20 protein-coding genes are annotated in these 21,400 nt (G+C 72.5%); 11 read left to right on the top strand and 9 right to left on the bottom strand.

What is annotated here, in order from left to right; translation table 11 throughout:
- Positions 1-55: 55 nt before the first annotated feature.
- On the top strand, positions 56-1,381 hold the full coding sequence (locus tag ABT296_RS23785) for a hemolysin family protein (protein WP_351930513.1): 1,326 nt from the start codon (positions 56-58) through the stop codon (positions 1,379-1,381).
- Positions 1,378-2,424 carry a hemolysin family protein gene (locus ABT296_RS23790; RefSeq protein WP_351930514.1) on the top strand — a complete coding sequence of 349 codons (1,047 nt, stop codon included), beginning with the start codon at positions 1,378-1,380 and terminating at the stop codon, positions 2,422-2,424. Before ABT296_RS23785 ends, ABT296_RS23790 begins: the two co-directional genes overlap by 4 nt.
- Positions 2,425-2,678: 254 nt before the next feature.
- Here ABT296_RS23790 and ABT296_RS23795 read toward each other — a convergent pair whose 3' ends face one another.
- Complete coding sequence (locus ABT296_RS23795; RefSeq protein ID WP_351930622.1) at positions 2,679-4,538, bottom strand: AAA family ATPase; 1,860 nt, start codon at positions 4,536-4,538, stop codon at positions 2,679-2,681.
- A gap of 451 nt (positions 4,539-4,989) precedes the next feature.
- Entirely contained in the window at positions 4,990-5,622 is a 633-nt protein-coding gene (locus ABT296_RS23800) for a uridine kinase family protein (protein WP_351930516.1), read from the bottom strand.
- 168 nt (positions 5,623-5,790) lie between these two features.
- Here ABT296_RS23800 and ABT296_RS23805 point away from each other — a divergent pair, with 168 nt between their 5' ends.
- The 3 genes from ABT296_RS23805 to ABT296_RS23815 all read left to right on the top strand — a co-directional run bounded on the left by ABT296_RS23805 (position 5,791) and on the right by ABT296_RS23815 (position 8,122).
- Positions 5,791-7,152: a C39 family peptidase gene (locus ABT296_RS23805; RefSeq protein WP_351930518.1), complete on the top strand. Its 1,362-nt coding sequence runs from the start codon at positions 5,791-5,793 to the stop codon at positions 7,150-7,152.
- 99 nt (positions 7,153-7,251) lie between these two features.
- Positions 7,252-7,392 (top strand): SCO1431 family membrane protein, encoded by a 141-nt coding sequence (locus ABT296_RS23810; RefSeq protein ID WP_351930520.1) that lies wholly within the window; start codon positions 7,252-7,254, stop codon positions 7,390-7,392.
- Between the two features lie 67 nt (positions 7,393-7,459).
- Entirely contained in the window at positions 7,460-8,122 is a 663-nt protein-coding gene (locus ABT296_RS23815; RefSeq protein ID WP_351930522.1) for a TetR/AcrR family transcriptional regulator, read from the top strand.
- Positions 8,123-8,174: 52 nt separating this feature from the next.
- Here ABT296_RS23815 and ABT296_RS23820 read toward each other — a convergent pair whose 3' ends face one another.
- Positions 8,175-9,410, bottom strand: a complete 1,236-nt coding sequence (locus ABT296_RS23820) for a glycoside hydrolase family 18 protein (RefSeq protein ID WP_351930523.1) — start codon at positions 9,408-9,410, stop codon at positions 8,175-8,177.
- 326 nt (positions 9,411-9,736) lie between these two features.
- Here ABT296_RS23820 and ABT296_RS23825 point away from each other — a divergent pair, with 326 nt between their 5' ends.
- Positions 9,737-10,909 (top strand): acyl-CoA dehydrogenase family protein, encoded by a 1,173-nt coding sequence (locus tag ABT296_RS23825; protein ID WP_351930525.1) that lies wholly within the window; start codon positions 9,737-9,739, stop codon positions 10,907-10,909.
- Here ABT296_RS23825 and ABT296_RS38750 read toward each other — a convergent pair.
- Both ABT296_RS38750 and ABT296_RS23830 read right to left on the bottom strand, forming a co-directional pair.
- On the bottom strand, positions 10,872-11,120 hold the full coding sequence (locus ABT296_RS38750) for a hypothetical protein (protein ID WP_502977308.1): 249 nt from the start codon (positions 11,118-11,120) through the stop codon (positions 10,872-10,874). The two genes, ABT296_RS23825 and ABT296_RS38750, sit on opposite strands and share 38 nt — an antisense overlap.
- Before the next feature lie 155 nt (positions 11,121-11,275).
- Positions 11,276-11,713: a hypothetical protein gene (locus tag ABT296_RS23830; RefSeq protein WP_351930527.1), complete on the bottom strand. Its 438-nt coding sequence runs from the start codon at positions 11,711-11,713 to the stop codon at positions 11,276-11,278.
- 268 nt (positions 11,714-11,981) lie between these two features.
- On the opposite strand from ABT296_RS23830, the gene ABT296_RS23835 reads away from it, so the two are divergent.
- From ABT296_RS23835 to fxsA, 4 genes are all read left to right on the top strand, one after another.
- Positions 11,982-12,422 carry an Lrp/AsnC family transcriptional regulator gene (locus ABT296_RS23835; RefSeq protein ID WP_016434164.1) on the top strand — a complete coding sequence of 147 codons (441 nt, stop codon included), beginning with the start codon at positions 11,982-11,984 and terminating at the stop codon, positions 12,420-12,422.
- A gap of 47 nt (positions 12,423-12,469) precedes the next feature.
- The gene (locus tag ABT296_RS23840; RefSeq protein ID WP_351930529.1) at positions 12,470-14,083 is read left to right on the top strand and encodes an amidohydrolase; all 1,614 of its coding nucleotides are present in this window, start codon (positions 12,470-12,472) and stop codon (positions 14,081-14,083) included.
- A gap of 547 nt (positions 14,084-14,630) precedes the next feature.
- Positions 14,631-15,443, top strand: coding sequence for a polyprenol monophosphomannose synthase (locus tag ABT296_RS23845; RefSeq protein WP_351930531.1), 813 nt, complete (start codon positions 14,631-14,633; stop codon positions 15,441-15,443).
- A gap of 73 nt (positions 15,444-15,516) precedes the next feature.
- Positions 15,517-16,074, top strand: a complete 558-nt coding sequence (fxsA, locus tag ABT296_RS23850) for an FxsA family membrane protein (RefSeq protein ID WP_351930533.1) — start codon at positions 15,517-15,519, stop codon at positions 16,072-16,074.
- Between the two features lie 140 nt (positions 16,075-16,214).
- Here the strand turns inward: fxsA and ABT296_RS23855 are convergent, their stop codons facing one another.
- From ABT296_RS23855 to yczE, 4 genes are all read right to left on the bottom strand, one after another.
- Complete coding sequence (locus ABT296_RS23855) at positions 16,215-16,589, bottom strand: RNA polymerase-binding protein RbpA (protein WP_003977404.1); 375 nt, start codon at positions 16,587-16,589, stop codon at positions 16,215-16,217.
- A gap of 255 nt (positions 16,590-16,844) precedes the next feature.
- Entirely contained in the window at positions 16,845-18,185 is a 1,341-nt protein-coding gene (locus ABT296_RS23860; RefSeq protein ID WP_351930624.1) for an MFS transporter, read from the bottom strand.
- A gap of 58 nt (positions 18,186-18,243) precedes the next feature.
- A complete protein-coding gene (locus tag ABT296_RS23865) occupies positions 18,244-19,011 on the bottom strand; it encodes a glycerophosphodiester phosphodiesterase family protein (RefSeq protein WP_351930535.1) in 768 nt (255 codons plus the stop codon).
- Positions 19,008-19,697 (bottom strand): membrane protein YczE, encoded by a 690-nt coding sequence (gene yczE, locus ABT296_RS23870; protein WP_351930536.1) that lies wholly within the window; start codon positions 19,695-19,697, stop codon positions 19,008-19,010. Before yczE ends, ABT296_RS23865 begins: the two co-directional genes overlap by 4 nt.
- 63 nt (positions 19,698-19,760) lie before the next feature.
- On the opposite strand from yczE, the gene ABT296_RS23875 reads away from it, so the two are divergent.
- On the top strand, positions 19,761-21,260 hold the full coding sequence (locus ABT296_RS23875; protein ID WP_351930538.1) for an SCO1417 family PLP biosynthesis transcription factor: 1,500 nt from the start codon (positions 19,761-19,763) through the stop codon (positions 21,258-21,260).
- Positions 21,261-21,400 lie beyond the last annotated feature (140 nt).

The following is a 21,400-nucleotide window of genomic DNA, read 5'->3' on the forward strand; positions in this document are numbered from 1 at the left end:
ACGGATCGTCCTGTAGTACCTGCGCCGCCCCCTCCCGACATACCGAGGCGGCGGCATGACCACCCCCCTGCTGCTGCTCGCAGCCGCGTTCCTGCTGATCCTCGCCAACGGCTTCTTCGTCGCCGCCGAGTTCGGCCTGGTGACGGTCGAACGCCCCGAGGCCGAGAAGGCCGCCGCCGAGGGCGACCGCCGCGCCCGTACGGTCGTGGAGTCGCTGAAGGAACTCTCCTTCCAGCTCTCCGGCACCCAGCTCGGCATCACCCTCACCTCCCTCGTCGTCGGCATGCTCGCCCAGCCCGCCCTCGCGGCCCTGCTGAACGGCCCGATCACCGCGCTCGGCATCCCCGCGGGAGCCGTCCCCGGGGTCGCCGTCGTCGTCGGCATGCTGCTGGCCTCGGCCGTGCAGATGGTGATCGGCGAACTCGTGCCCAAGAACTGGGCGGTCTCCCGGCCGCTCCAGGTGGCACGGTTCGTCGCCGGCCCCCAGCACCTCTTCGCCCGGGTCTTCCGGCCCGTCATCGCGGCCCTCAACGCCGTCGCGAACCGGCTGGTGCGCGCCCTGGGCATCGAACCCACCGAGGAGCTGGCCTCCGCCCGCACCCCCGGTGAACTGGTCTCCCTGGCCCGCCACTCCGCGCGGGCCGGCACCCTGGAGCAGGACACCGCCGACCTCTTCGTGCGGACCCTGTCGCTCGGCGAGCTGACCGCGCAGCACGTCATGACCCCGCGGGTGCGGGTCAGCGCGCTGCAGTCCTCGGCGACCGCCGAGGACGTGGTCAACCTGACCCGCGCCACCGGTCTGTCCCGCTTCCCCGTCTACCGGGACCGGATCGACGAGGTCGTCGGCATGGTCCACCTCAAGGACGCGCTCGCCGTCCCCGCCGCCGACCGGCTGCGCACCCCGGCCGGCCGGATCGCCCGGCCGGCCCTGCTGGTCCCCGAGACCCTGCCGGTCCGGCCGCTGCTGGCCCGGCTGCGCAGCGAACAGCCCATCGCGGTCGTCGTCGACGAGTACGGCGGCACCGCCGGTGTGGTCACCCTGGAGGACATCGTCGAGGAGATCGTCGGCGAGGTCCGCGACGAGCACGACGACCAGGACCTCCCCGAACTCGCCACCGCCCCGAACGAGGAGGGCAGGCCCGCCTGGGACGCCGACGGCAGCTGCCGTGTCGACGTTCTCAGGCGCATAGGCCTCGACGTGCCCGAGGGCCCGTACGAGACCGTCGCCGGGCTGGTCGCCGACCTGCTCGGCCGGATCCCGGTCCCCGGTGACCGGGCCGAACTGCCCGGCTGGCGGCTCTCGGTGCGCCAGGTCGGCCACTACCGCGCCGAACGGGTCCGCCTGGTGCGGACCGCACCCGTGCCGGAGGCCGTCCGATGAGCCTGCTCCAACTGCTCTTCGCCGCCCTGCTGGTGCTCGCCAACGGCTTCTTCGTCGGCGCCGAGTTCGCGCTGGTCTCGGTGCGCCGCAGCCAGATCGAACCGCTCGGCACGGCCCGCGCCCGGCAGGTCCTGTACGGCCTCGAACACCTGCCGCAGATGATGGCCGCGGCCCAGTTCGGCATCACCGTCTGCTCGCTGACCCTGGGCGCGGTGGCCGAACCGACCGTGGCGCACCTGCTGGAACCCGTCTTCGGGTGGTTCCACCTGCCGCACGCGATGATCCATCCCCTGGGATACGTCATCGCCCTCGCGACCGTCGTCTTCTTCCATCTGGTCATCGGCGAGATGGTCCCGAAGAACCTCGCGATGGCCGCGCCCGAGAAGGCGGCCCTGTGGCTCAGCCCCGGTCTCGTCGCCTTCGCCCGGCTGTGCCGGCCGGTCACCGTGGCCCTCGGCGCCTGCGCCCAGGGAGTGCTGCGGCTGTTCCGGGTCGAGCCCAAGGACGAGGTGGAGGCCGTCTTCACCAGCGAGCAGCTCAACCGCCTGGTGGAGGACGCGGGACAGGCGGGGCTGCTCGACCCGGAGGAGCAGGAGCGCCTGGAGGACGCCCTGGAGCTGGGCTCCCGCACGGTGACGGACGTCCTGCTGAGCCGGGAGTCACTGGTGACGGTCCCGCCGTCGGTGACCCCGGGCCGGATCGTCGAACTGACCGCCCGCACCGGCTACTCCCGCTTCCCGGTGGTCGCCGAGACGGGCGCCTTCATGGGCTACCTGCACGTCAAGGACGTACTGGACCTGGAGGACTCGGAGCGCGCGGTGCCCCAGCAGGTGTGGCGCCCGATGACCACGCTGAGACCGGAACTCCCCCTGGACGACGCCCTGACGGTCATGCGCAGGGCGGCGACCCACCTCGCCCAGGTCACCGACGCCACCGGCAAGGTCCTGGGCCTGGTGGCCCTGGAGGACGTACTGGAACTCCTGGTGGGCGAGGTAACGGACCCCGCCCACAGAACCCTCCCCCAACAAGCCCTGGCCAGCTAACCGAAATCGACCCCGCGCCCCTCCCCAGGGGCGCGGGGAACTGCGCGAAATCCCACGACGCACTCGCAGCCGCCCCACAACGCAAGCGACCACACCCCCCAGGGGCGCGGGGAACTGCGCGAAAACCCACCACCCACCCGCAGCCACGCAACACGGGCAGCGACCACCCCCCAGGGGCGCGGGGAGCTGCGCGACCAGCCACAACCCACCCGCTGCCGCCGAACAACACCGGTGACCGCCCCGATGGACGCCCCTCACACCCCAGGAGAATCCCGGGGCCCCCGCCCCGACAACACCTCTCCATACGCCTGCATCAGATCCGGCAACCGCAGAGTCGACAAGTCGTCCCGGCTCAGCACACCCGGGTACGTGGACAACCGCAGATCCCGATACGCGCAGCTCTTCTCGTACAGCGTGCGAAGAAACCGCCCGTTGCCCAACTCGTCGATCCACCCCTGATCCACGACATGCCCCGCGATGGAGCGCAGCTCGTCCAGCGCCTCCTCGTCCCACACGTCCCCGTTCTCCCCGGCGAGCACCTCCCCGATGGAGGTGAGTTCCAGGGGCCGGTAGGAGGGGAAGTCCACCCGGGTCGTGAAGCGGGAGGACAGCCCGGGGTTGGCGGCCAGCAGCCGGTCCATGCCCTCCGGGTAGCCGGCCAGGATCACCACCAGGTGGTCCCGGTTGTCCTCCGCCCGCTTCAGCAGGACCTGCAGCGCCTCGTCCCCGTACGCGTCGCCCTTGCCGTAACCGGAGTTGGACAGCGCGTACGCCTCGTCGACGAAGAGCACCCCGCCGAGCGCCGAGTCGATCAGTTCGTTGGCCTTCACGGCCGTCTGCCCGAGGTACTCGCCGACCAGGTCCGCCCGCTGAGCCTCGACCAGATGGTCACCGCCCAGCAGTCCGAGCGCGTAGAACACCCGGCCGAGGATGCGCGCCACCGTGGTCTTGCCGGTGCCCGAGGGGCCGGAGAAGACGAAGTGCCGTTTGGGCGGCTGGACGGGAAGGCCCTGCCCGGCTCGCAGCCGGGCCATGTTCAGCTGCGCGGACAACGCCTTGACCTGCCGTTTGACCGGCTCCAGACCGACCATGCGCTCCAGCTCGGCGAGCGCCTCCTCCAGTAACGCGGGATCGGTGGGTCCGGCCGGCGGCGGCTGCCCGGGCAGCCCGGCCCGCTCCCGCACACCCGGCTCGCGCACCGGCGGCAGGGGCCCCGCGGGCGCCGGATCGGGCCCGGAGAGCTTCAGCTCGCGGCTCTCGAAGAGCGGGTCGAGGGTGTCGGGGCCGTCGACGGAGTCCTGCCCGAACCCGGCGAGGGTGATCGGCGCCAGATCGCCGACCTCGTCGAAGCCGTCGCCCTCGGCGATCGCGGCGAGCCGCGCCGAGGTGTCCATGAAGGCGGCGTCCACCCGGTGCACGGCCCGGTACAGGGGCAGCGCGGCCGCCGAACGGCCGGTTCCCTCGTGGGCCCGCGCCAGCCAGTACCGCAGCTCCTTGCGCTGCGGCTGCTCGCTGCGGCAGCGCATCAGGGCCGCCGAGAGCAGCGGCTCGGCCTGGCCGTACATCTCCAGGCGGACCCGGGCCATGCCGCCGAACAGACCCGCCTCGATCCCCAGCATGGGGTCGTCGACCAGCGGGTCGGTGTGCCGGACGAGCTGCTCCCAGTCCTTGACCAGGTAGGCCCGGCAGGCGTGCAGGAAGCGGACCTGGGCGTCGGTGTCCACCGGCGGCAGACCGGCGAGGGCCCGGTCCAGTTCGGGCACGTGCCGGCCGTCCAGCCAGTGCGAGGCGTGCGCGAGCAGCAGGTCGCGCGGGCTCTCCAGCACCGGCTGCACCCACCAGCCCAGCCAGTACCAGGAGTTGAGGGTCCGCCGGTGCCGGGTGCGCTGTTCCCCGAAGCGGTCCCGGTGCCGGAACATCCGCAGCAGCGCGGTCGTCGTGTCGACCCGCAGCGCGTGCAGGCCGAGCCAGCCGTCGGCCATGCCGGGATCCATCCGCACCGCGGTGCGGAACTCCTCCTCGGCCTGCGGATAAGCGCCCATCGTGTAGGCGTCCACACCTCGCAGCCAGGCGAGGTCGGCCGGGGCCTCGGGGCCCCGCGTGCCGAAGTCCATCACGTCCCCCACGAACCGTTGCCCCCGTCGGTCGGTCACCGGGCCGTCGTCCGCGGGCCGCCGGAGTCGAACCGCCGTACCGCGGACCGGAGTTGCGACGGTGCGCGGAGCCCGGATCCCAGGTCGCACCGAAGGCATCGTACCTGCGGTGGTGTCGCCCGCCCCAGGGTGCCGCACGGGCCGTTTGGCGAGGTGGGAGCAGACAGGGGGCGCGCGCGACGGTGACCGAGGGTGAGCGAATCGCGTCCCGGCGCCGCCGAAAACCGGGGGAGGGCAGAACGAAGCCCCCGATCACGGGGGAACAACCGGGGGCTTCGCGTTCTGGGGGCGGTCCCGAACGGGCCGCACATTGAGAACGTAAGACCTGTACGGCCCCTGGGTCAAGCGGAGTTGGGGCAGTCCGGGAAGTTCCCGGGAGGGGATCTTCACGAGTTCACCACACCGCGGACGGTCAGTCACTCAACGTGATGAGGCGGTTCGTCTCCCGCGTCCCCGCAGGCCCGGGACGCAACTCGTACCCCTCGGCGCACTGCCGTACCAGGACCTCCGAGAAGGGGCGCGAGGGGTCCGCGGCGAAGTGCCGCTCCTCCGCCCCGACCCAGCCGTCCCAGAACTCCCGCTGCTCCTCCCCGTCCCTGGACCGTCCGCGCGCCCAGGACTCGGTTCGCGGCAGGTCCATCCAGAGCAGCAGGGCCAGCGACGGGCGCAGCGCCCGCCGCCCTGCGCCGACACCTTCGAGCAGCACGACGGGGGCGGGCTCCAGGGCCACCGGCGGGCCGAAGCCGCGGGCCCGCCAGTCGTAGGGGGAGTAGTGCGCGGTGGTGCCGCGGGAGAGCGGGCCGATCACCTGCGTCAGCAGCCGGCCGGTCCAGTCGAACAGCTCGTCGTGGCTGGCGATGTCGTCCAGCCGCAGCACGGGCGCCCCGCCCAGCGCCGTCGCCAGCCGGGCCGCGAACGTTGACTTCCCCGACCCCGCGTGTCCGTCGACCCCGATCAGCCGGACCGGGCCGCAGGACGCGGGGAGGCGGGTGAGGTGCGAGGCGAGGTCGTGGATGACGGTTCCCGGGGTGAGTGGTGGGCGCACCGGCAGTCTAGTGACGCGACGCCCCAGGTGGCGCCAGTGGTCCAGTCCAATATTCCTGGCGTGGCATACCCCCGAAGTGCTGGCAGGAGGCGTTCCGGGCGTCCATAGTTGGCCCACGCACCGCGCACCGGACCTGCCCCGACTCGGACACCTGGGGGTCTTCCGCCCATGAGCACAGCCGAACAGCCGTCCCGCAGAACCGTCCTGACCGCCGCGGTCGCCGCGGCCGTGGCCACCGGCGCCGTCCAGGGCGCCGCCGCTCCCGCGGGCGCGGCCGGCCGGCCCGGGCAGGCCCCGGCCCGCCAGGTCGACAACCGTCACTGGACGACGTACACCGACTGGCGCTCGGGCACCGCCCGGGGCACCCGCGCCGTCGCGGGCGCCCGCCCCGGCCTGGTGATCGCCTCCCCGGCCGGCGTGGCCGACTACACCGACCCGCACACCGGCACCACCGCCGCCTGGGAGTACGCCACCTGGACCTCGCCGGTCCACCGGCTCGGCGTGCCCGCCACCGAGGTCATCGCCTCCTGGAACGCGCACACCCCGGCCGGCACCTGGATCGGGATCGAGCTGCGCGGCACCTACTCCGACGGCACCGACACCCCCTGGTACGTGATGGGCCGCTGGGCCGCGGGCGACGAGGACATCCTGCGGACCTCGGTCGACGACCAGACCGACGACAGGAGCACGGTCTGGACCGACACCTTCGCCATCGACGACCCGTCGACGGGCCTCAGACTGCGCTCGTACCGGCTGCGGCTGACCCTCTACCGCGAGCCGGGCACGAAGCGGACCCCCAAGGTGTGGCGGATCGGCGCCATGGGCTCCGACGTCCCGGACCGCTTCACCGTCCCGGCCTCCACGCCCGGCCTCGCGAAGGAACTCGTGGTCCCGCGCTACTCGCAGGAGATCCACGCCGGCCAGTACCCCGAGTACGACAACGGCGGCGAGGCCTGGTGCAGCCCCACCTCCTCGCAGATGATCATCGAGTACTGGGGCGGCCGCCTCACCGAGGACCAACTGGCCTGGGTCGACCCGGCCTACGCCGACCCCCAGGTCTGCCACGCGGCCCGGTACACCTACGACCACCAGTACGCCGGCTGCGGCAACTGGCCGTTCAACGCGGCGTACGCGGCCACCTTCGGCGGCCTCCAGGGCGTGGTCACCCGGATCGGTTCGCTGACCGAGCTGGAGACGCTGATCGCGGCCGGCATCCCGGCCATAACGTCCCAGTCCTTCCTGAAGGAGGAGCTGACGGGGGCGGGTTACGGCACGTCCGGCCATCTGATGACCGTGATCGGCTTCACCGCCGAGGGCGACGTGATCGCCAACGACCCGGCCTCGCCGACCAACGAGGCGGTGCGACGGGTCTATCCGCGGCGGGAGTTCGAGAACATCTGGCTGCGGACCAAGCGGTACAACGCCAGTGGCCGTGTCGTCTCGGGCACCGGCGGCGTCTGCTACCTCTACTTCCCCGCCCGCCCGACCGCGCGCCAGCGGCTGGCGCTCGCCGCGGTGGGCGTGCGCTGAGCCCGTCGGTGACGGCCCTCGGCGCCCGTCGAGGCCGGGGCCGTCACCTGTGAGCAAGCTCTCGGCCGCGAAAGGCCCGTTCGGTGGCAAGGTGGACGGATGAGTACGAATGCAGCCACCGCCGCCCGCGTCCGCACCGGCGGCCCCCGCCAGGACGGTCCGAAGGTCCTCGAACACGTCATGGGCTGGACCCTCGTCGTGGTCGTCGCGATGCTCGTGACCCAGCTCGGCCTGATGTGACCTGAGCCTTTCCGAACCTGCGATACTGCGGAGATCTCGCCGCCCGCTCGTAGACCAGGGTCGAAACTTGAACCAGCAGCAGCGTGTCGCGGTCCCCCGTCCCCGGACGCGCGGCACCGAGCGGTCGGCCGCCCGCCGCGCCGAACTCATCGCCATCGGGCGGAGGTTGTTCGCCGACACCTCCTACGACGCGCTGTCGATGGACGACATCGCGCGCCAGGCCCATGTGGCCAAGGGGCTGATCTACTACTACTTCCGCTCCAAGCGCGGCTACTACCTGGCCATCATCGAGGACTCCGTCGCCGACCTGGTCACCTACGCGGCGGGCGGCCTCGAACTGCCGCCCGCGGAGCGGGTCCACCGCACGATCGACAGCTATCTGCGCTACGCCGAGCACCACCAGGCCGCCTACCGCACGATCGTCAGCGGCGGCGTCGGCTTCGACACCGAGGTGCAGGCCATCCGGGACGGCGTGCGCACGGCGATCGTCGCGACCATCGCCGAGGGCGCGTACGGCCGCACCGACATCGGCCCGACGGCCCGGACGGCACTGCTGTCCTGGGTGTGCAGCGTCGAGGGCGCGACCCTGGAGTGGACGGCCCGCCCCCAGCTCACCCGCGAGACCATGTGCGAGCTGCTGGTCAGGACGCTGGGCGGCACCCTGCGCGCCGTCGAGGAACTGGACCCCGCCTGCCCGGCCCCCGGCTCCGCCCGCCGCGCCGGGGCGTGACGAAGGGGCGGAGTCTCGTGGTCTCCGCCCCCAGGTCCCCCGCGTCAGGGGGTCACTTGATGGCCTTGATCAGCTCACCGCCCGCGGTGTCCCCGCTGAGCTCCCAGAAGAAGGTCCCGGCCAGCCCCTGCTGGTTCTTGTACGTCATCTTCCCGGCGATGGTCGCCGGGGTGTCGTAACTCCACCAGTTCGAGCCGCACTTGGCGTAGGCCGTGCCGCCGACGGTGCCGGTCGCCGGGCACGTGGACCTGAGCACCTTGTAGTCCTCGATGCCCGGTTCGTACGTGCCCGCCGCCGGGCCGGTCGCGGTGCCGCCGGGCGCCGACTGGGTCACTCCGGTCCAGCCGCGGCCGTAGAAGCCGATGCCGAGCAGGAGCTTGGAGGCCGGGATGCCGAGGCCCTTGAGCTTGGCGATGGTCGCCGCGCTGTGCAGGTCGGCCTTGGGGATGCCCGCGTAGGTCTTCAGCGGTGAGTGCGGAGCCGTCGGACCGGTCGCGTCCCAGGCGCCGAAGTAGTCGTAGGTCATGGGGTTGTACCAGTTGACGTACCGCGCGGCGCCCGCGTAGTCGGCGGCGTCGATCCTGCCTCCGGCGGTGGCGTCGGCGGTGATCGCGGCGGTGACGAGGTTGCCGTTGCCGAACTTCGCGCGCACCGCCTGCATCAGCTTCCCGAAGGCCGCCCGGCCGCTGGTGTCGCAGGTCAGGCCGCAGGCGTTGGGGTACTCCCAGTCGAGGTCGATGCCGTCGAAGACGTCCGCCCACTTGGAGTTCTCGACCAGGTCGTAGCAGGACTTGGCGAACGCGGCGGGGTTCCGCGCCGCCTGGCCGAAACCGCCGGACCAGGTCCAGCCGCCGAAGGACCACAGGACCTTGATGTGCGGGTGCTTCCGCTTCAGCTCGCGCAGCTGGTTGAAGGTGCCGCGCAGCGGCTGGTCCCAGGTGTCGGCGACGCCGTCGACCGACTCGGCGGCGGTGTAGGTCCGTTCGGTGGCCGCGTAGTTGTCGCCGATGGCGCACTTGCCGTCGGTGACGTTGCCGAAGGCGTAGTTGATGTGGGTGAGCCGGGCCGCGGAACCGGAGGTGTCGATGTTCCTGACGTAGTACTTGCGGTCGTAGGTGCCCCATTCGGTGAAGTAGCCGATCACCTTGGAGCCGGCGGCCCGCTCGGCCGCGGGAGTGCTCGCTCCCGCGGTGGCCGTGCCCGCCCCGGCGAGCAGTCCGGCGCCGAGGACGGCCGCGCAGGCGGCGGAGACGAGCGCCCGGAATCGGGTGCGGTGGGGTGTGTGCATCGGGTGTCTCCTCGTGGGGGTGAGGGAAACGTGCGCCGATTGGCATGAACGCGGTAATGCGTCGCATCCGCACCCTAGGAGGACTAGACCAGTTGGGTCAATGGTTCGGACCAATCCGCCGGGTTTGAGGTTTCCTGGAGTAAGCGGTCGTTAACTGGTGACTCGGTGCCTCCGATCGGGCATACTCACAGCGCGCAGCCGCTGGTCAGCAGCTTCCGTGACCCGGGAGCACGAGCAGCGGCCCGCACCCAGGAAAGACCCGGCGGAGTCGCCCCACCCAAGGCGCACGGCCGCCGATGCGCCCGAAAAGGGAGGAGAGCGTCGACATGCCCGACCGCGCCCCGCAACCGGTGGACCGTCAACTGCCCACGGACGAGGCCAGGGACCTGATCTCGCTCGTCCGGGACATCGCCCAGCGTGAGATCGCCCCGAAGGCGGCCGAGGAGGAGGACGCCGGACGCTTCCCCCGCGAGGTCTTCTCCCTGCTGTCGGAGTCGGGCCTCCTCGGACTGCCCTACGACGCCGACCACGGCGGCGGCGAGCAGCCCTACGAGGTCTACCTCCAGGTCCTCGAAGAGCTCGCGTCGGCCCGGCTCACCGTCGGCCTCGGCGTCAGCGTGCACACCCTGGCCTCCTACGCGCTCGCCGCCTACGGCACCAAGGAGCAGCAGGTCGAGCATCTGCCGGCGATGCTGGGCGGGGGCCTGCTGGGCGCCTACTGCCTCTCCGAGCCCTCCTCCGGCTCCGACGCGGCCTCCCTGCGCACCAAGGCGGTCCGGGACGGCGACGACTGGGTGATCACCGGGACGAAGGCATGGATCACCCACGGCGGCATCGCCGACTTCTACACGGTCATGGCCCGCACCGGCCAGGAGGGCCCGCGCGGGATCACCGCCTTCCTGGTGCCCGGCGACGCCGAGGGGCTGAGCGCGGCCGTGCCCGAGAAGAAGATGGGCATGAAGGGCTCACCGACCGCGCAGGTCAACTTCGACGGCGTACGGGTCGGTGACGCCCGACGCCTCGGCGAGGAGGGGCAGGGCTTCGCCATCGCCCTGTCCGCGCTGGACTCCGGGCGGCTCGGCATCGCGGCCTGCGCGATCGGCGTGGCCCAGGCGGCGCTGGACGAGGCCGTGTCGTACGCGGCCTCGCGCAAGCAGTTCGGACGGCCGATCGCGGACTTCCAGGGGCTGCGCTTCATGCTCGCCGACATGGCCACCCAGATCGAGGCCGGCCGTGCGCTCTACCTGGCGGCGGCGCGGCTGCGGGACGCGGGGCGCCCGTTCGCCAAGCAGGCGGCCATGGCCAAGCTGCACTGCACGGACACCGCGATGAGGGTGACCACCGACGCCGTGCAGATCCTCGGCGGGTACGGCTACACCGCCGACTTTCCCGCCGAGCGCTACATGCGCGAGGCCAAGGTGCTCCAGATCGTCGAGGGCACCAACCAGATCCAGCGGATGGTCATCGCTCGTCATCTCGCGGGTCCCGAGGGGCGCTGAACTCCCCGGGCCGCACCGTCGGCGCCGCCAGCCTGACCCACTCGGGGTCGTGGCGGCCCGGCAGCGTGCGGCCCCGGTCCGCCCAGGTGCGCATCAGATCGCGGTAGATGGGCGGGTCCGGGAGTTGCGGCGGTGCAAGCGGAACCGATTCTGCGGGCTTCGGCACGAAGACGATCCGCGGACGCTCCGCCGTCGAATGTGTGGTGGCCATACCAGGGCAACGCCGCGCGGCCGTCCAGGTCACCGATCCGTCGAATCGGGCGTGCGTTCGTCACCCTCACCCGGGCACGCCGAACCCGCACCACGGCTCTCGGAACGTGGTGCGGGAGGTCGGCCGTCAGAGCCGGGAAGGGCGTGCGGGAAGGCTCAGGCCGCGGCCTGGCCGCGCATCATCGGCACCCGCATCGGGCGCGAGCCCGGGCCGCCGACGTGCGAGAAGGGCTGGGTCCGCCAGTCCAGTCCCTGAGGGAGCGTCAACAGCAGGGCGGTGTCCTGCTCCTGGGGCTCGTCCGACTCGTCCGCCGAGCGGGCCTCGGAGGCGCTGCGCCCGGTACCGGCACACACCGTCAGACCGAACGGGTTCCACGGAGAGGCGCACAGGGCGTGCTCCGGAAGGATCTCCTCGTCCGCCAGCAGCGCGATGGGCTGCGCGCAGTCCGGGCAGATCACCCGGTACATCTCGAAGGTGTCGTACGTGTCCAACTCGTCGTCCCCGAAGTCGGGTTCGACACCCTCCGGCTCGGGCTCGACGACGAGCTGCGGGCGCTTGGGCGCGGTACGACCAGGGCGCTTAAGACTCTGCATGGGATTCTCCCCCTCGGGCTGGGCCGTGAACGGCACTGCGGCCTCGACCACAGCAAGCACTTCCCGTCCCGTCTCTGCGGTAATCACGACTCCATCACGGAGCCGTCCTGGGCGCTGTGGCGTTCGTCACATGCCGCCCGCAGGTGCCCGAGGCGGCCGAATTTGTCCCCCGCCCGACGCACCCGCCCGGCCCGCCGCATCACGGAACGGGTATGACCCGGACCGCTCCGCTGTCCCATGAGGTCAGGGGCACTGTAGGTTCTGCGCCATGGAGGAGCTGGACCGACAGATCGTGCAGCTGCTCGTCAAGGACGGGCGGATGAGCTACACCGACCTGGGCAAGGCCACGGGCCTGTCCACGTCAGCCGTGCACCAGCGGGTGCGACGGCTCGAACAGCGTGGTGTCATCCGCGGGTACGCCGCGGTCGTGGACCCCGAGGCCGTCGGGCTGCCCATGACCGCCTTCATCTCGGTGAAACCCTTCGACCCCAGCGCCCCGGACGACATCGCGGACCGCCTCGCCGGCGTGCCCGAGATCGAGGCGTGCCACAGCGTGGCCGGCGACGAGAACTACATCCTCAAGGTGCGGGTCGCCACCCCGCACGAACTGGAGGAGCTGCTGGCCCGGCTGCGCTCCCTGGCGGGCGTCTCCACCCGCACCACTGTGGTGCTCTCCACGCCCTACGAGGCCCGCCCGCCGCGCGTCTGACCGACCTGCCCGCCGGGCGGCGCGCGCGAGGCGGGAGACTGTCCTGCATGAGTGAGCGCACCACCGCACCAGATGCCCGGCCCCGGACCGTCCTGCTCCGCCGCGGAGAGGTCCACAGTCCGGCCGATCCCTTCGCCACCGCGATGGTCGTCGAGCGCGGCCAGGTCGCCTGGGTCGGTTCGGAGGGCGCGGCGGACGCCTTCGCCGACGGCGTGGACGAGGTCGTGGACCTGGACGGCGGGCTCGTCACCCCGGCCTTCACCGACGCCCATGTGCACACCACCGCCACCGGCTTCGCCCTGACCGGCCTCGACCTGTCCGACGCCCCCTCCCTGGAGGCGGCCCTGGCCCTCGTACGGGACTTCGCGGCCGCCCGCCCCCACGACCGGGTCCTGCTCGGACACGGCTGGGACGCGGCCCGCTGGCCCGGCGGCCGGCCCCCGACCCGGGCCGAGCTGGACGCGGCCACCGGCGGCAGGCCCCTGTACCTCTCCCGCATCGACGTCCACTCGGCGGTCGTGACCACGGCCCTGCTCGACCTGGTGCCGGGCGCGGCACGCGCCGACGGCCCGCTCACCGCGGACGCGCACCACGCCGTACGGGCCGCAGCGCTCGCCGCGGTGACACCCGCCCAGCGCGCCGAGGCGCAGCGTGCCGCGCTCGTCCACGCGGCCTCGCTCGGCATCGGCACCGTCCACGAGTGCGCGGGCCCGGAGATCTCCTCCGAGGACGACTTCACCGGGCTGCTCCGGCTCGCCGCCGAGGAGCCCGGGCCCCGGGTCGTCGGCTACTGGGCCGAACAGGACGTCGACAAGGCGCGCCGGCTCGGCGCGGCGGGCGCGGCGGGCGACCTCTTCGTCGACGGCGCCCTCGGCTCGCACACCGCATGTCTGCACCGGCCGTACGCCGACGCCGGGCACGCGGGCCTCGCCTACCTCGACTCCGCCGCCGTGGCCGCCCATGTCGCCGCCTGCACCGAGGCGGGGCTCCAGGCGGGCTTCCACGCCATCGGCGACGCCGCCGTGACGGCCGTCGTGGAGGGCGTGCGGGCCGCGGCGGAGAAGGTCGGCCTCGCCCGCGTCCGCGCCGCCCGCCACCGGGTCGAGCACGCCGAGATGCTCACCCCCGAGACGATCGCCGCCTTCGCCGAACTGGGCCTGACCGCCTCCGTGCAGCCCGCCTTCGACGCGCTGTGGGGCGGCGAGGACGGCATGTACGCCGCCCGCCTGGGCGCCGAGCGGGCCAGGACCCTGAACCCCTTCGCGGCCCTGCTGAGGGCCGGGGTCCCGCTCGCCTTCGGCTCCGACAGCCCGGTCACCCCGCTGGACCCCTGGGGCACGGTCCGGGCCGCCGCCTTCCACCGGACGCCCGGGCACGCGATCTCCGTGCGGGCCGCGTTCACCGCCCACACACGCGGCGGCTGGCGCGCGGTGGGGCGCGACGACGCGGGCGTCCTGGTCCCGGGCGCGCCCGCGGACTACGCCGTGTGGCGCACGGACGAACTGGTGGTCCAGGCGCCGGACGACCGGGTGGCCCGCTGGTCGACCGACCCCCGCTCCGGGACCCCCGGCCTGCCCGACCTCACCCCCGGCCGTGACCTGCCCGTCTGTCTGCGCACGGTGGTGGGCGGACGGACCGTGTTCGTACGCCCGGGCGAGTGATCTCCCGGGCCGGCGTACCGCCGATCAGGCGCCGCCACGCCGTCGCAGGACCTGCGCGTCCTCGGCGCTGACCTGGGAGTTGGCGAAAAAAGCGCAGGTCGAACGGCTGTTGACAGCCGACGGCGGGGGGCCGGTAGGTTCGGCGGAGTCCACCACCGGACGCCCGACCAGGAATGCGCGAACTTCCGGGACTCGTCGCGAACGCCGCTGGGTCAGGGACGGTGTGCCGCACCGGCGCACCGCCACTGGGAGCCAGGCTCAGCGTCCGCGTCACGGCGAGGGAACGTTCCGGCCGGTCGGGGAGGTGTGACCCGGGTGGGGCCCGGGCGCTCAGTAGACAACGGCTTTCGGTCGACCCGCAGCCAGCGGGCCCCAGGTCGGCCCGAAGGGCGCCGGGCCCCCATCCGCAGAGCCCGCCCATGATCCTAAAAGCTGATGGCTACCCCGCTCTTGTGGAATCGACACCACCATACGAACGTGATGTCACTTAATCGCAGGCCGCGCCCACTAAGGTGGACCTTCTGCGGACGCACACGAAGGGGCAGCAGTGAACGACGGCGACGGGACCCGTGAGGAGAAGTCCTCGGGGAGGCGGTTCGGCCCGCTCGGCACGGCGTTGGTGATCATCCCGACCTACAACGAGGCGGAGAACATCAAGGCGATCGTCGGCCGGGTGCGCTCGGCCGTACCCGAGGCCCATGTCCTCGTGGCCGACGACAACAGCCCCGACGGCACCGGCAAGCTCGCCGACGAGCTGGCCGCCGAGGACGACCAGGTCCGGGTGCTGCACCGCAAGGGCAAGGAGGGCCTCGGCGCCGCCTACCTCGCGGGCTTCCAGTGGGGTCTGGAGCACGGCTACGGCGTCCTGGTGGAGATGGACGCCGACGGCTCGCACCGCCCGGAGGAACTGCCCCGGCTGCTCACCGCCCTCAAGGGCGCCGACCTGGTGCTGGGCTCCCGCTGGGTGCCCGGCGGCCGCGTGGTCAACTGGCCCAAGAGCCGTGAGCTCATCTCCCGCGGCGGCAGCCTGTACTCCCGGGTGGCGCTGGACCTGCCGCTGCGCGACATCACCGGCGGCTACCGCGCGTTCCGCGCCGAGACCCTGCAGGGCCTGGGCCTGGACGACGTGGCCTCCCAGGGCTACTGCTTCCAGGTCGACCTCGCCCGCCGCGCCGTCAGGGCCGGCTACCACGTCGTCGAGGTGCCCATCACCTTCGTCGAACGCGAGCTCGGCGACTCCAAGATGAGCCGCGACATCCTGGTGGAGGCCCTGTGGCGGGTCACGACCTGGGGCGCCCAGGAGCGGGCCGGCAAGATCCTCGGCCGCGCGAAGCCCCCGCAGCAGCCGCCCCGCGAGTAGCCGGTGCGGCCGCACGGGATCGGTTGATCATCCCCTTACGCCGCACTGAGCCGGGCCCAGGCACACTGGACGCATGACGACTGGCGCACCGACTCCCACGCCTCCCGCCCGGCCGCGACGCTCACGGCTGCGCACCTTCCTGCCGCTGGGGATCGCCGCCTGGCTGGTGCTGGAGATCTGGCTCCTGCTCCTGGTTGCGGACGCGACCGGCGGCTACACCGTCTTCCTGCTGCTCCTGACCGGACTGGTGCTCGGCGCGGTGGTCATCAAGCGGGCGGGGCGGCGCGCCTTCCAGAACCTCAACGAGGCCCTCCAGCGCGGCGGCACCCCGGCCCCCTCCTCCGGCGGCAACGGTCTGACGATGCTCGGCGGACTGCTGCTGATGCTCCCGGGTCTGATCTCGGACGCGATCGGTCTGCTGCTGCTGATCCCCCCGGTCCAGAAGGCCCTCGGGCGCTACACCGAGCGCACCCTGGAGCGCCGCCTGCGCCAGGCCGGTCCCGGCACCCTGGGCGACGCCTTCCAGCAGGCCCGCATCCACCGGCCCGACGGGAAGGTCGTACAGGGCGAGGTCATCCGGGACGAGCCGAGGGACACCCCCGAGGGTCCGCGCCCGCCGCTGACCCACTGAGCGCGGCCCCTGCCCACCCCTCTCCGGAGGCGGTGCCGGGGCCCCTTCCGGGCAACACGAAAGCCGCGGGCGCCGTACGTCCTTTCGAACGTACGGCGCCCGCGGCCTTGTGCTGTATCGGGTTCCGGACCCGGCGGGACTTAAGCCGACTTGCGGCTGTCCCTGGGATGGACCGCGATGTTCATCGCGCCGGAACGCAGAACGGCCAGACGCTCCTCGAGGACCTCTTCGAGTTCCTCACGGGTGCGCCGCTCCATCAGCATGTCCCAATGCGTACGCGCGGGCTTGGCCTTCTTCTCTTCAGGGCCGTCGCCGTCAACGAGGAGTGCCTGGGCCCCGCAGACCTTGCACTCCCACTCCGGCGGGATCTCCGCCTCGACCGAGAAGGGCATCTCGAACCGGTGCCCCTTCTCGCATGCGTACTCCACGGCCTGGCGCGGGGCCAGGTCGATGCCGCGGTCCGTCTCGTAGCTGGTCACCACGAGGCGCGTGCCGCGAAGAGCTCGCTCACTCATGAATCGTGCCTCCCGGGCTTGTCGCCCACAGGACAGGTGTCGCTGTCGTCGTCATCCGGTCAACGTCCGGTCGGCGGTAAAGATTCCCGTTCCGGGTCATGCGTCGCCGTCGTAGCCGCCCCTTGTTGTACCCACCAGCGCCCGGTTTGTCACATCTGCAAACAGATGTCACCCAGCGTTTCGGCATCTTTGACGCGCAGTAACGGTACGCCTGGCAGGCCAAACGCGTACACTACAGCCCTTTCGCGCTGAACGCTAAATCCTCGCCGGAACCGGGTTCCCCGCGTCGCTGATCGCACGCCTTACCGGAACCCGTGCCAGCAGCGCGAACCCGATCACGAAGAAGGCGACCAGGGAGATGATCGCGTCCCGGTAGCTGCCGGTGAGCTGGTAGGTGAGCCCGAACAGCAGCGGACCGAGCCAGCTCGTCCCGCGGTCGCTCACCTCGTACGCGGAGAAGTACTCGGCCTCCTTGCCCGGCGGGACCAGGTGGGAGAACAGGGAGCGGGACAGGGCCTGGCTGCCGCCCAGCACCAGGCCGATCCCGGCCGCCAGGACGAAGAACCACACCGGCGCGCCGGCCGGCAGGAAGTACCCGGCCGCCAGTGTCACCGTCCACGCCACCAGCGAACCGAGGATCGTGCGCTTGGTCCCGTACGTCCGGGCCAGCCGGCCCAGCAGCAGCGCTCCCGCCACCGCGAGCACCTGGACCAGCAGCACCGCGACGATCAGGGTGGACTGTCCGAGCCCGAGTTCCTTCGCGCCGTAGACCGACGCCTGGGAGATCACCGTCTGGATGCCGTCGTTGTAGACCAGGTAGGCCAGCAGGAAGCCGAGGGTGAGCGGGTGGCGGCGCATGTCGCGGATGGTCGCCGCCAGTTGCCGGAAGCCGGTCGCCGTCGGGGCCGTCGCCCCGTCGGTGGTGGTGCGGCGGTCGCGCAGCCGGCTCAGCGGCACCAGGGTGAAGGCACCCCACCACAGTCCGGCCGACGCCAGGCAGATCCGGACGGCCGTGGTCTGCGAGACGCCGAAGGAGTCGTGGGCCAGATAGAGCACCAGGTTCAGCACCAGGACCAGGGCGCCGGCCGCGTACCCGAAGGCCCAGCCCCGCGAGGACACCGCGTCGCGTTCCTCGGGCAGGGCGATCTGCGGGAGGTAGGAGTTGTACAGCATCATCGCCACGGACTGGGCCGCGTTGGCGACGATCAGCAGGGCGCCGCCGAGCAGATAGCGGTCGCCGTCGAGGAGGAACATCGCCGTGGTCGCCGCGGCCCCGGTGTACGCGGCCGCCGCCAGCAGCGGCTTCTTTCGGCCACGCCGGTCGGCTGCGGCACCCACCAGGGGCATCACCAGCACGGCCGCGATCACCGAGAGGGAGACCGAGTAGGCGAAGAAGGACCCGGCCCGCACCGGGATGCCGAGCGGATGCACGAAGCCGTCCGCGTCGGCCGCCGCCTCGGCGACCGAGGTCAGATACGGGCCGAGGAACACGGTGAGCACGCTGGTCGAATAGACCGAGCACGCCCAGTCGTAGAAGTACCAGCCGCGCTGCTCGCGCTTTCGTCCGGCGGCCTCCTCGGCCGCCGTCGTGCCCATGGTGCCGGTGTCCACCCGCGCCCTCGCTTTTCCGTCCGGGCACGCGGGCCGCGGGGTCTCAGACCCAGACGCCCCGGTCCTCCATGACCTTGCGCAATGTCTCGATGTGATCGGTCATGATGCCATCGACTCCCAGGTCCAGGAGCCGGTGCATACGGTCCTCCTCGTTGACCGTCCACACGTGCACCTGGAGACCGAGCGCGTGGGCGGTGCGCACGAAGCGCCGGTCGACCACCCTGATGCCCGACTGCTCCTCGGGAACCTGCGCGGCGACCGCCGAGCGGCGCACCGGCACCGGCACTCCCCAGGAGCGCAGCCGCAGGCCGGCCACCCCGCGGGTGCCGAACGACGTGGCGAGCCTCGGTCCGGCCAGCCGCTGTGCCCGGACGATGCGGGCCTCGGAGAAGGAGCCCAGGCAGACCCGGTCCCAGGTGCCGGTGCGCTCGACCAGGTCGAGGAAGGGGCGCAGCGCCGGTTCCGCCTTCACGTCGACGTTCCACCGGGCCTCGGGGAACGCCTCCAGCAACTCCTCGAACAGCGGCACGGGCTCCCGGCCGGCCACCCGCGCCTGCCGTACGTCCGTCCACGGCAGGTCGGTGATCCGGCCGGCCCCATCGGTGACCCGGTCCAGGGTCGCGTCGTGGAAGGCGACCAGCCTGCCGTCGCGGGTGGCGTGGACGTCGGTCTCCAGGTACCGGTAGCCCAGGTCCACCGCGCGCCGGAACTGCGGCAGCGTGTTCTCCAGGCCGTCCGCGGATCCGCCCCGGTGGGCGAAGGCGATCGGGCCGGGGCGGTCGAGGTAGGGGTGGCGTATCGGCGTGCTCACGGTCGCAGTATGGCCCGCTCGGGTTGACCGGCGGCAACGACCGCGCTGCCGCCGGGTGCCGGGGGTACGGCGAAGACACGCAGGAACAGCTGGGCGAGCGGGCCGATCGACACCGCGTACAGCACCGTGCCGATGCCGATGGTGCCGCCGAGCAGGAAGCCCGAGACCACCACCGCCACCTCGACGGCCGTGCGCATCAGCCGGATCGAGCGCCCGGTGCGCCGGTGCAGCCCCGTCATCAGCCCGTCGCGCGGACCCGGGCCGAAGCGGGCGGAGATGTACAGGCCGGTGGCCACACCGTTGAGGACGATGCCGGCCACGAGGAGGGGGATCCGGACCACGAGGCTGTGCGCGGCGGGGAGCGCGGCCAGGGTGCCGTCCATGGCGACGCCGACGACGAAGACATTGGAGACCGTGCCGAGGCCCGGCCGCTGGCGCAGCGGGATCCACAGGAGCAGCACCCCGGCGCCCACGATGATCGACACGACGCCGATGGTCAGACCGGTCAGCTCGGCCAGGCCCTGGTGCAGCACGTTCCAGGGTTCGAGGCCGAGACCCGACTCGACGAGCAGTGCCGAACTCGCCCCGTAGAGCGCGAGACCGGCGTACAGCTGGATCAACCGTCGCCCGAGACGGTTTCTGGTGGACAAGAGGGTGCCCCCTATGCTGGTAGTGGCCTGCCTCATGCCACCCTGTGGCCTGAGGGGAACGGCCATCCATGGCCAATTCGGGGAAGGTGGACTGATTCCATGGCGCAGTGGACCTCGGCGGTGGGGCCGGCGCAGCTCGCCCGGCTGCTCGACTCCCAGCAGGACCGACCCGCCGGCCCCGGCACGCGCCGCCCGCCCGCCTACCGCGCGCTCGCCGACGGCATCCGGCTGCTGGTGCTTGAGGGCCGGGTACCGGTGGCCGCCCGGCTGCCCGCCGAGCGCGAGCTGGCCCTCGCCCTGTCGGTCAGCCGCACCACCGTGGCCGCCGCCTACGAGGCGCTGCGGGCCGAGGGCTTCCTGGAGTCCCGGCGCGGCGCCGGCAGTTGGACGGCCGTACCGGCCGGGAACCCGCTGCCCGCGCGCGGGCTCGAACCCCTGCCGCCCGAGGCCCTGGGCTCGGTCATCGACCTCGGCTGCGCGGCGCTCCCCGCGCCCGAGCCCTGGCTCACCCGGGCCGTCCAGGGCGCCCTGGAGGAACTGCCGCCGTACGCGCACACGCACGGCGACTATCCGGCCGGGCTGCCCGCGCTGCGCGCGATGATCGCGGAGCGGTACACCGCGCGCGGGATCCCGACCATGCCCGAGCAGATCATGGTGACGACCGGGGCGATGGGCGCGATCGACGCCATCTGTCACCTCTTCGCGGGGCGGGGCGAGCGGATCGCCGTGGAGTCGCCGTCCTACGCCAACATCCTCCAGCTGATGCGGGAGGCGGGCGCCCGGCTGGTGCCCGTCGCGATGGCCGAGGGACTCACCGGCTGGGACATGGACCGCTGGCGCCAGGTGCTGCGGGACGCGGCACCCCGGATCGCCTACGTCGTCGCCGACTTCCACAACCCGACCGGCGCCCTCGCCGACGACGGCCAGCGGCGCCTGATGGTCGACGCGGCCCGCTCGGCCGGGACGGTGCTGATCGCCGACGAGACGATGAGCGAACTCTGGCTGGATCCGGAGGTCTCGATGCCGCGTCCGGTGTGCGCCTTCGACCCGGCCGGGTCCACGGTGATCACCGTCGGATCGGCGAGCAAGGCGTTCTGGGCCGGCATGCGGATCGGCTGGGTGCGGGCGGCCCCCGACGTGATCCGCAGCCTCGTCGCGGCCCGCGCCTACGCCGACCTCGGCACGCCCGTGCTGGAGCAGCTCGCGGTGAACTGGCTGTTCAGCACCGGTGGCTGGGAGCAGGCCGTGGAACTGCGCCGGGCCCAGGCCCGGGAGAACCGCGAGGCCCTGGTCGCCGCGGTGCGCCGGGAGCTGCCCGAGTGGGAGTTCGAGGTGCCCCGGGGCGGGCTGACCCTGTGGGTGCGCACCGGCGGCCTGTCCGGCTCGCGGCTCGCCGAGGCGGGGGAGCGGGTCGGGGTCCGAGTGCCGTCCGGGCCCCGGTTCGGCGTCGACGGCGCCTTCGAGGGGTACGTGCGGCTGCCGTTCACCGTGGGCGGCGCGGTGGCGGAGGAGGCCGCGGCCCGGCTCGCCGCCGCGGCCCGCCTGGTGGAGAGCGGGGCGACCGGGGGCGGGGAGGCGCCGCGCACGTTCGTGGCGTGATCGCCGCGCCGGGGCGGGGCTTCCCGCGGACGCCTCGCGAGCCGCCGCACGGGCCTTCGTCGCGGAGGCGGAGGGCGTGCACAGCCCTTCCTGGACCACTTGGGCCGGACTGTTGGCGGAACCCGGCGCGGGTGACGGCG

It is taken from the genome of Streptomyces sp. NPDC000983 (genome assembly GCF_040299205.1).
In the GTDB taxonomy this organism is placed as follows: domain Bacteria; phylum Actinomycetota; class Actinomycetes; order Streptomycetales; family Streptomycetaceae; genus Streptomyces.

Excerpts from the sequence above, each read along its gene's own strand:
- ABT296_RS23840 (WP_351930529.1), top strand. The coding sequence starts at position 12,470 with ATGAGTGAGCGCACCACCGCACCAGATGCCCGGCCCCGGACCGTCCTG.
- ABT296_RS23830 (WP_351930527.1), bottom strand. The coding sequence starts at position 11,713 with ATGCAGAGTCTTAAGCGCCCTGGTCGTACCGCGCCCAAGCGCCCGCAG.
- ABT296_RS38750 (WP_502977308.1), bottom strand. The coding sequence starts at position 11,120 with ATGGCCACCACACATTCGACGGCGGAGCGTCCGCGGATCGTCTTCGTG.
- ABT296_RS23825 (WP_351930525.1), top strand. The coding sequence starts at position 9,737 with ATGCCCGACCGCGCCCCGCAACCGGTGGACCGTCAACTGCCCACGGAC.
- ABT296_RS23810 (WP_351930520.1), top strand. The coding sequence starts at position 7,252 with ATGAGTACGAATGCAGCCACCGCCGCCCGCGTCCGCACCGGCGGCCCC.
- ABT296_RS23835 (WP_016434164.1), top strand. The coding sequence starts at position 11,982 with ATGGAGGAGCTGGACCGACAGATCGTGCAGCTGCTCGTCAAGGACGGG.
- ABT296_RS23855 (WP_003977404.1), bottom strand. The coding sequence starts at position 16,589 with ATGAGTGAGCGAGCTCTTCGCGGCACGCGCCTCGTGGTGACCAGCTAC.
- ABT296_RS23795 (WP_351930622.1), bottom strand. The coding sequence starts at position 4,538 with ATGGACTTCGGCACGCGGGGCCCCGAGGCCCCGGCCGACCTCGCCTGG.
- ABT296_RS23790 (WP_351930514.1), top strand. The coding sequence starts at position 1,378 with ATGAGCCTGCTCCAACTGCTCTTCGCCGCCCTGCTGGTGCTCGCCAAC.
- ABT296_RS23805 (WP_351930518.1), top strand. The coding sequence starts at position 5,791 with ATGAGCACAGCCGAACAGCCGTCCCGCAGAACCGTCCTGACCGCCGCG.
- ABT296_RS23860 (WP_351930624.1), bottom strand. The coding sequence starts at position 18,185 with ATGGGCACGACGGCGGCCGAGGAGGCCGCCGGACGAAAGCGCGAGCAG.
- ABT296_RS23820 (WP_351930523.1), bottom strand. The coding sequence starts at position 9,410 with ATGCACACACCCCACCGCACCCGATTCCGGGCGCTCGTCTCCGCCGCC.
- fxsA (WP_351930533.1), top strand. The coding sequence starts at position 15,517 with ATGACGACTGGCGCACCGACTCCCACGCCTCCCGCCCGGCCGCGACGC.
- ABT296_RS23875 (WP_351930538.1), top strand. The coding sequence starts at position 19,761 with ATGGCGCAGTGGACCTCGGCGGTGGGGCCGGCGCAGCTCGCCCGGCTG.
- yczE (WP_351930536.1), bottom strand. The coding sequence starts at position 19,697 with ATGAGGCAGGCCACTACCAGCATAGGGGGCACCCTCTTGTCCACCAGA.
- ABT296_RS23785 (WP_351930513.1), top strand. The coding sequence starts at position 56 with ATGACCACCCCCCTGCTGCTGCTCGCAGCCGCGTTCCTGCTGATCCTC.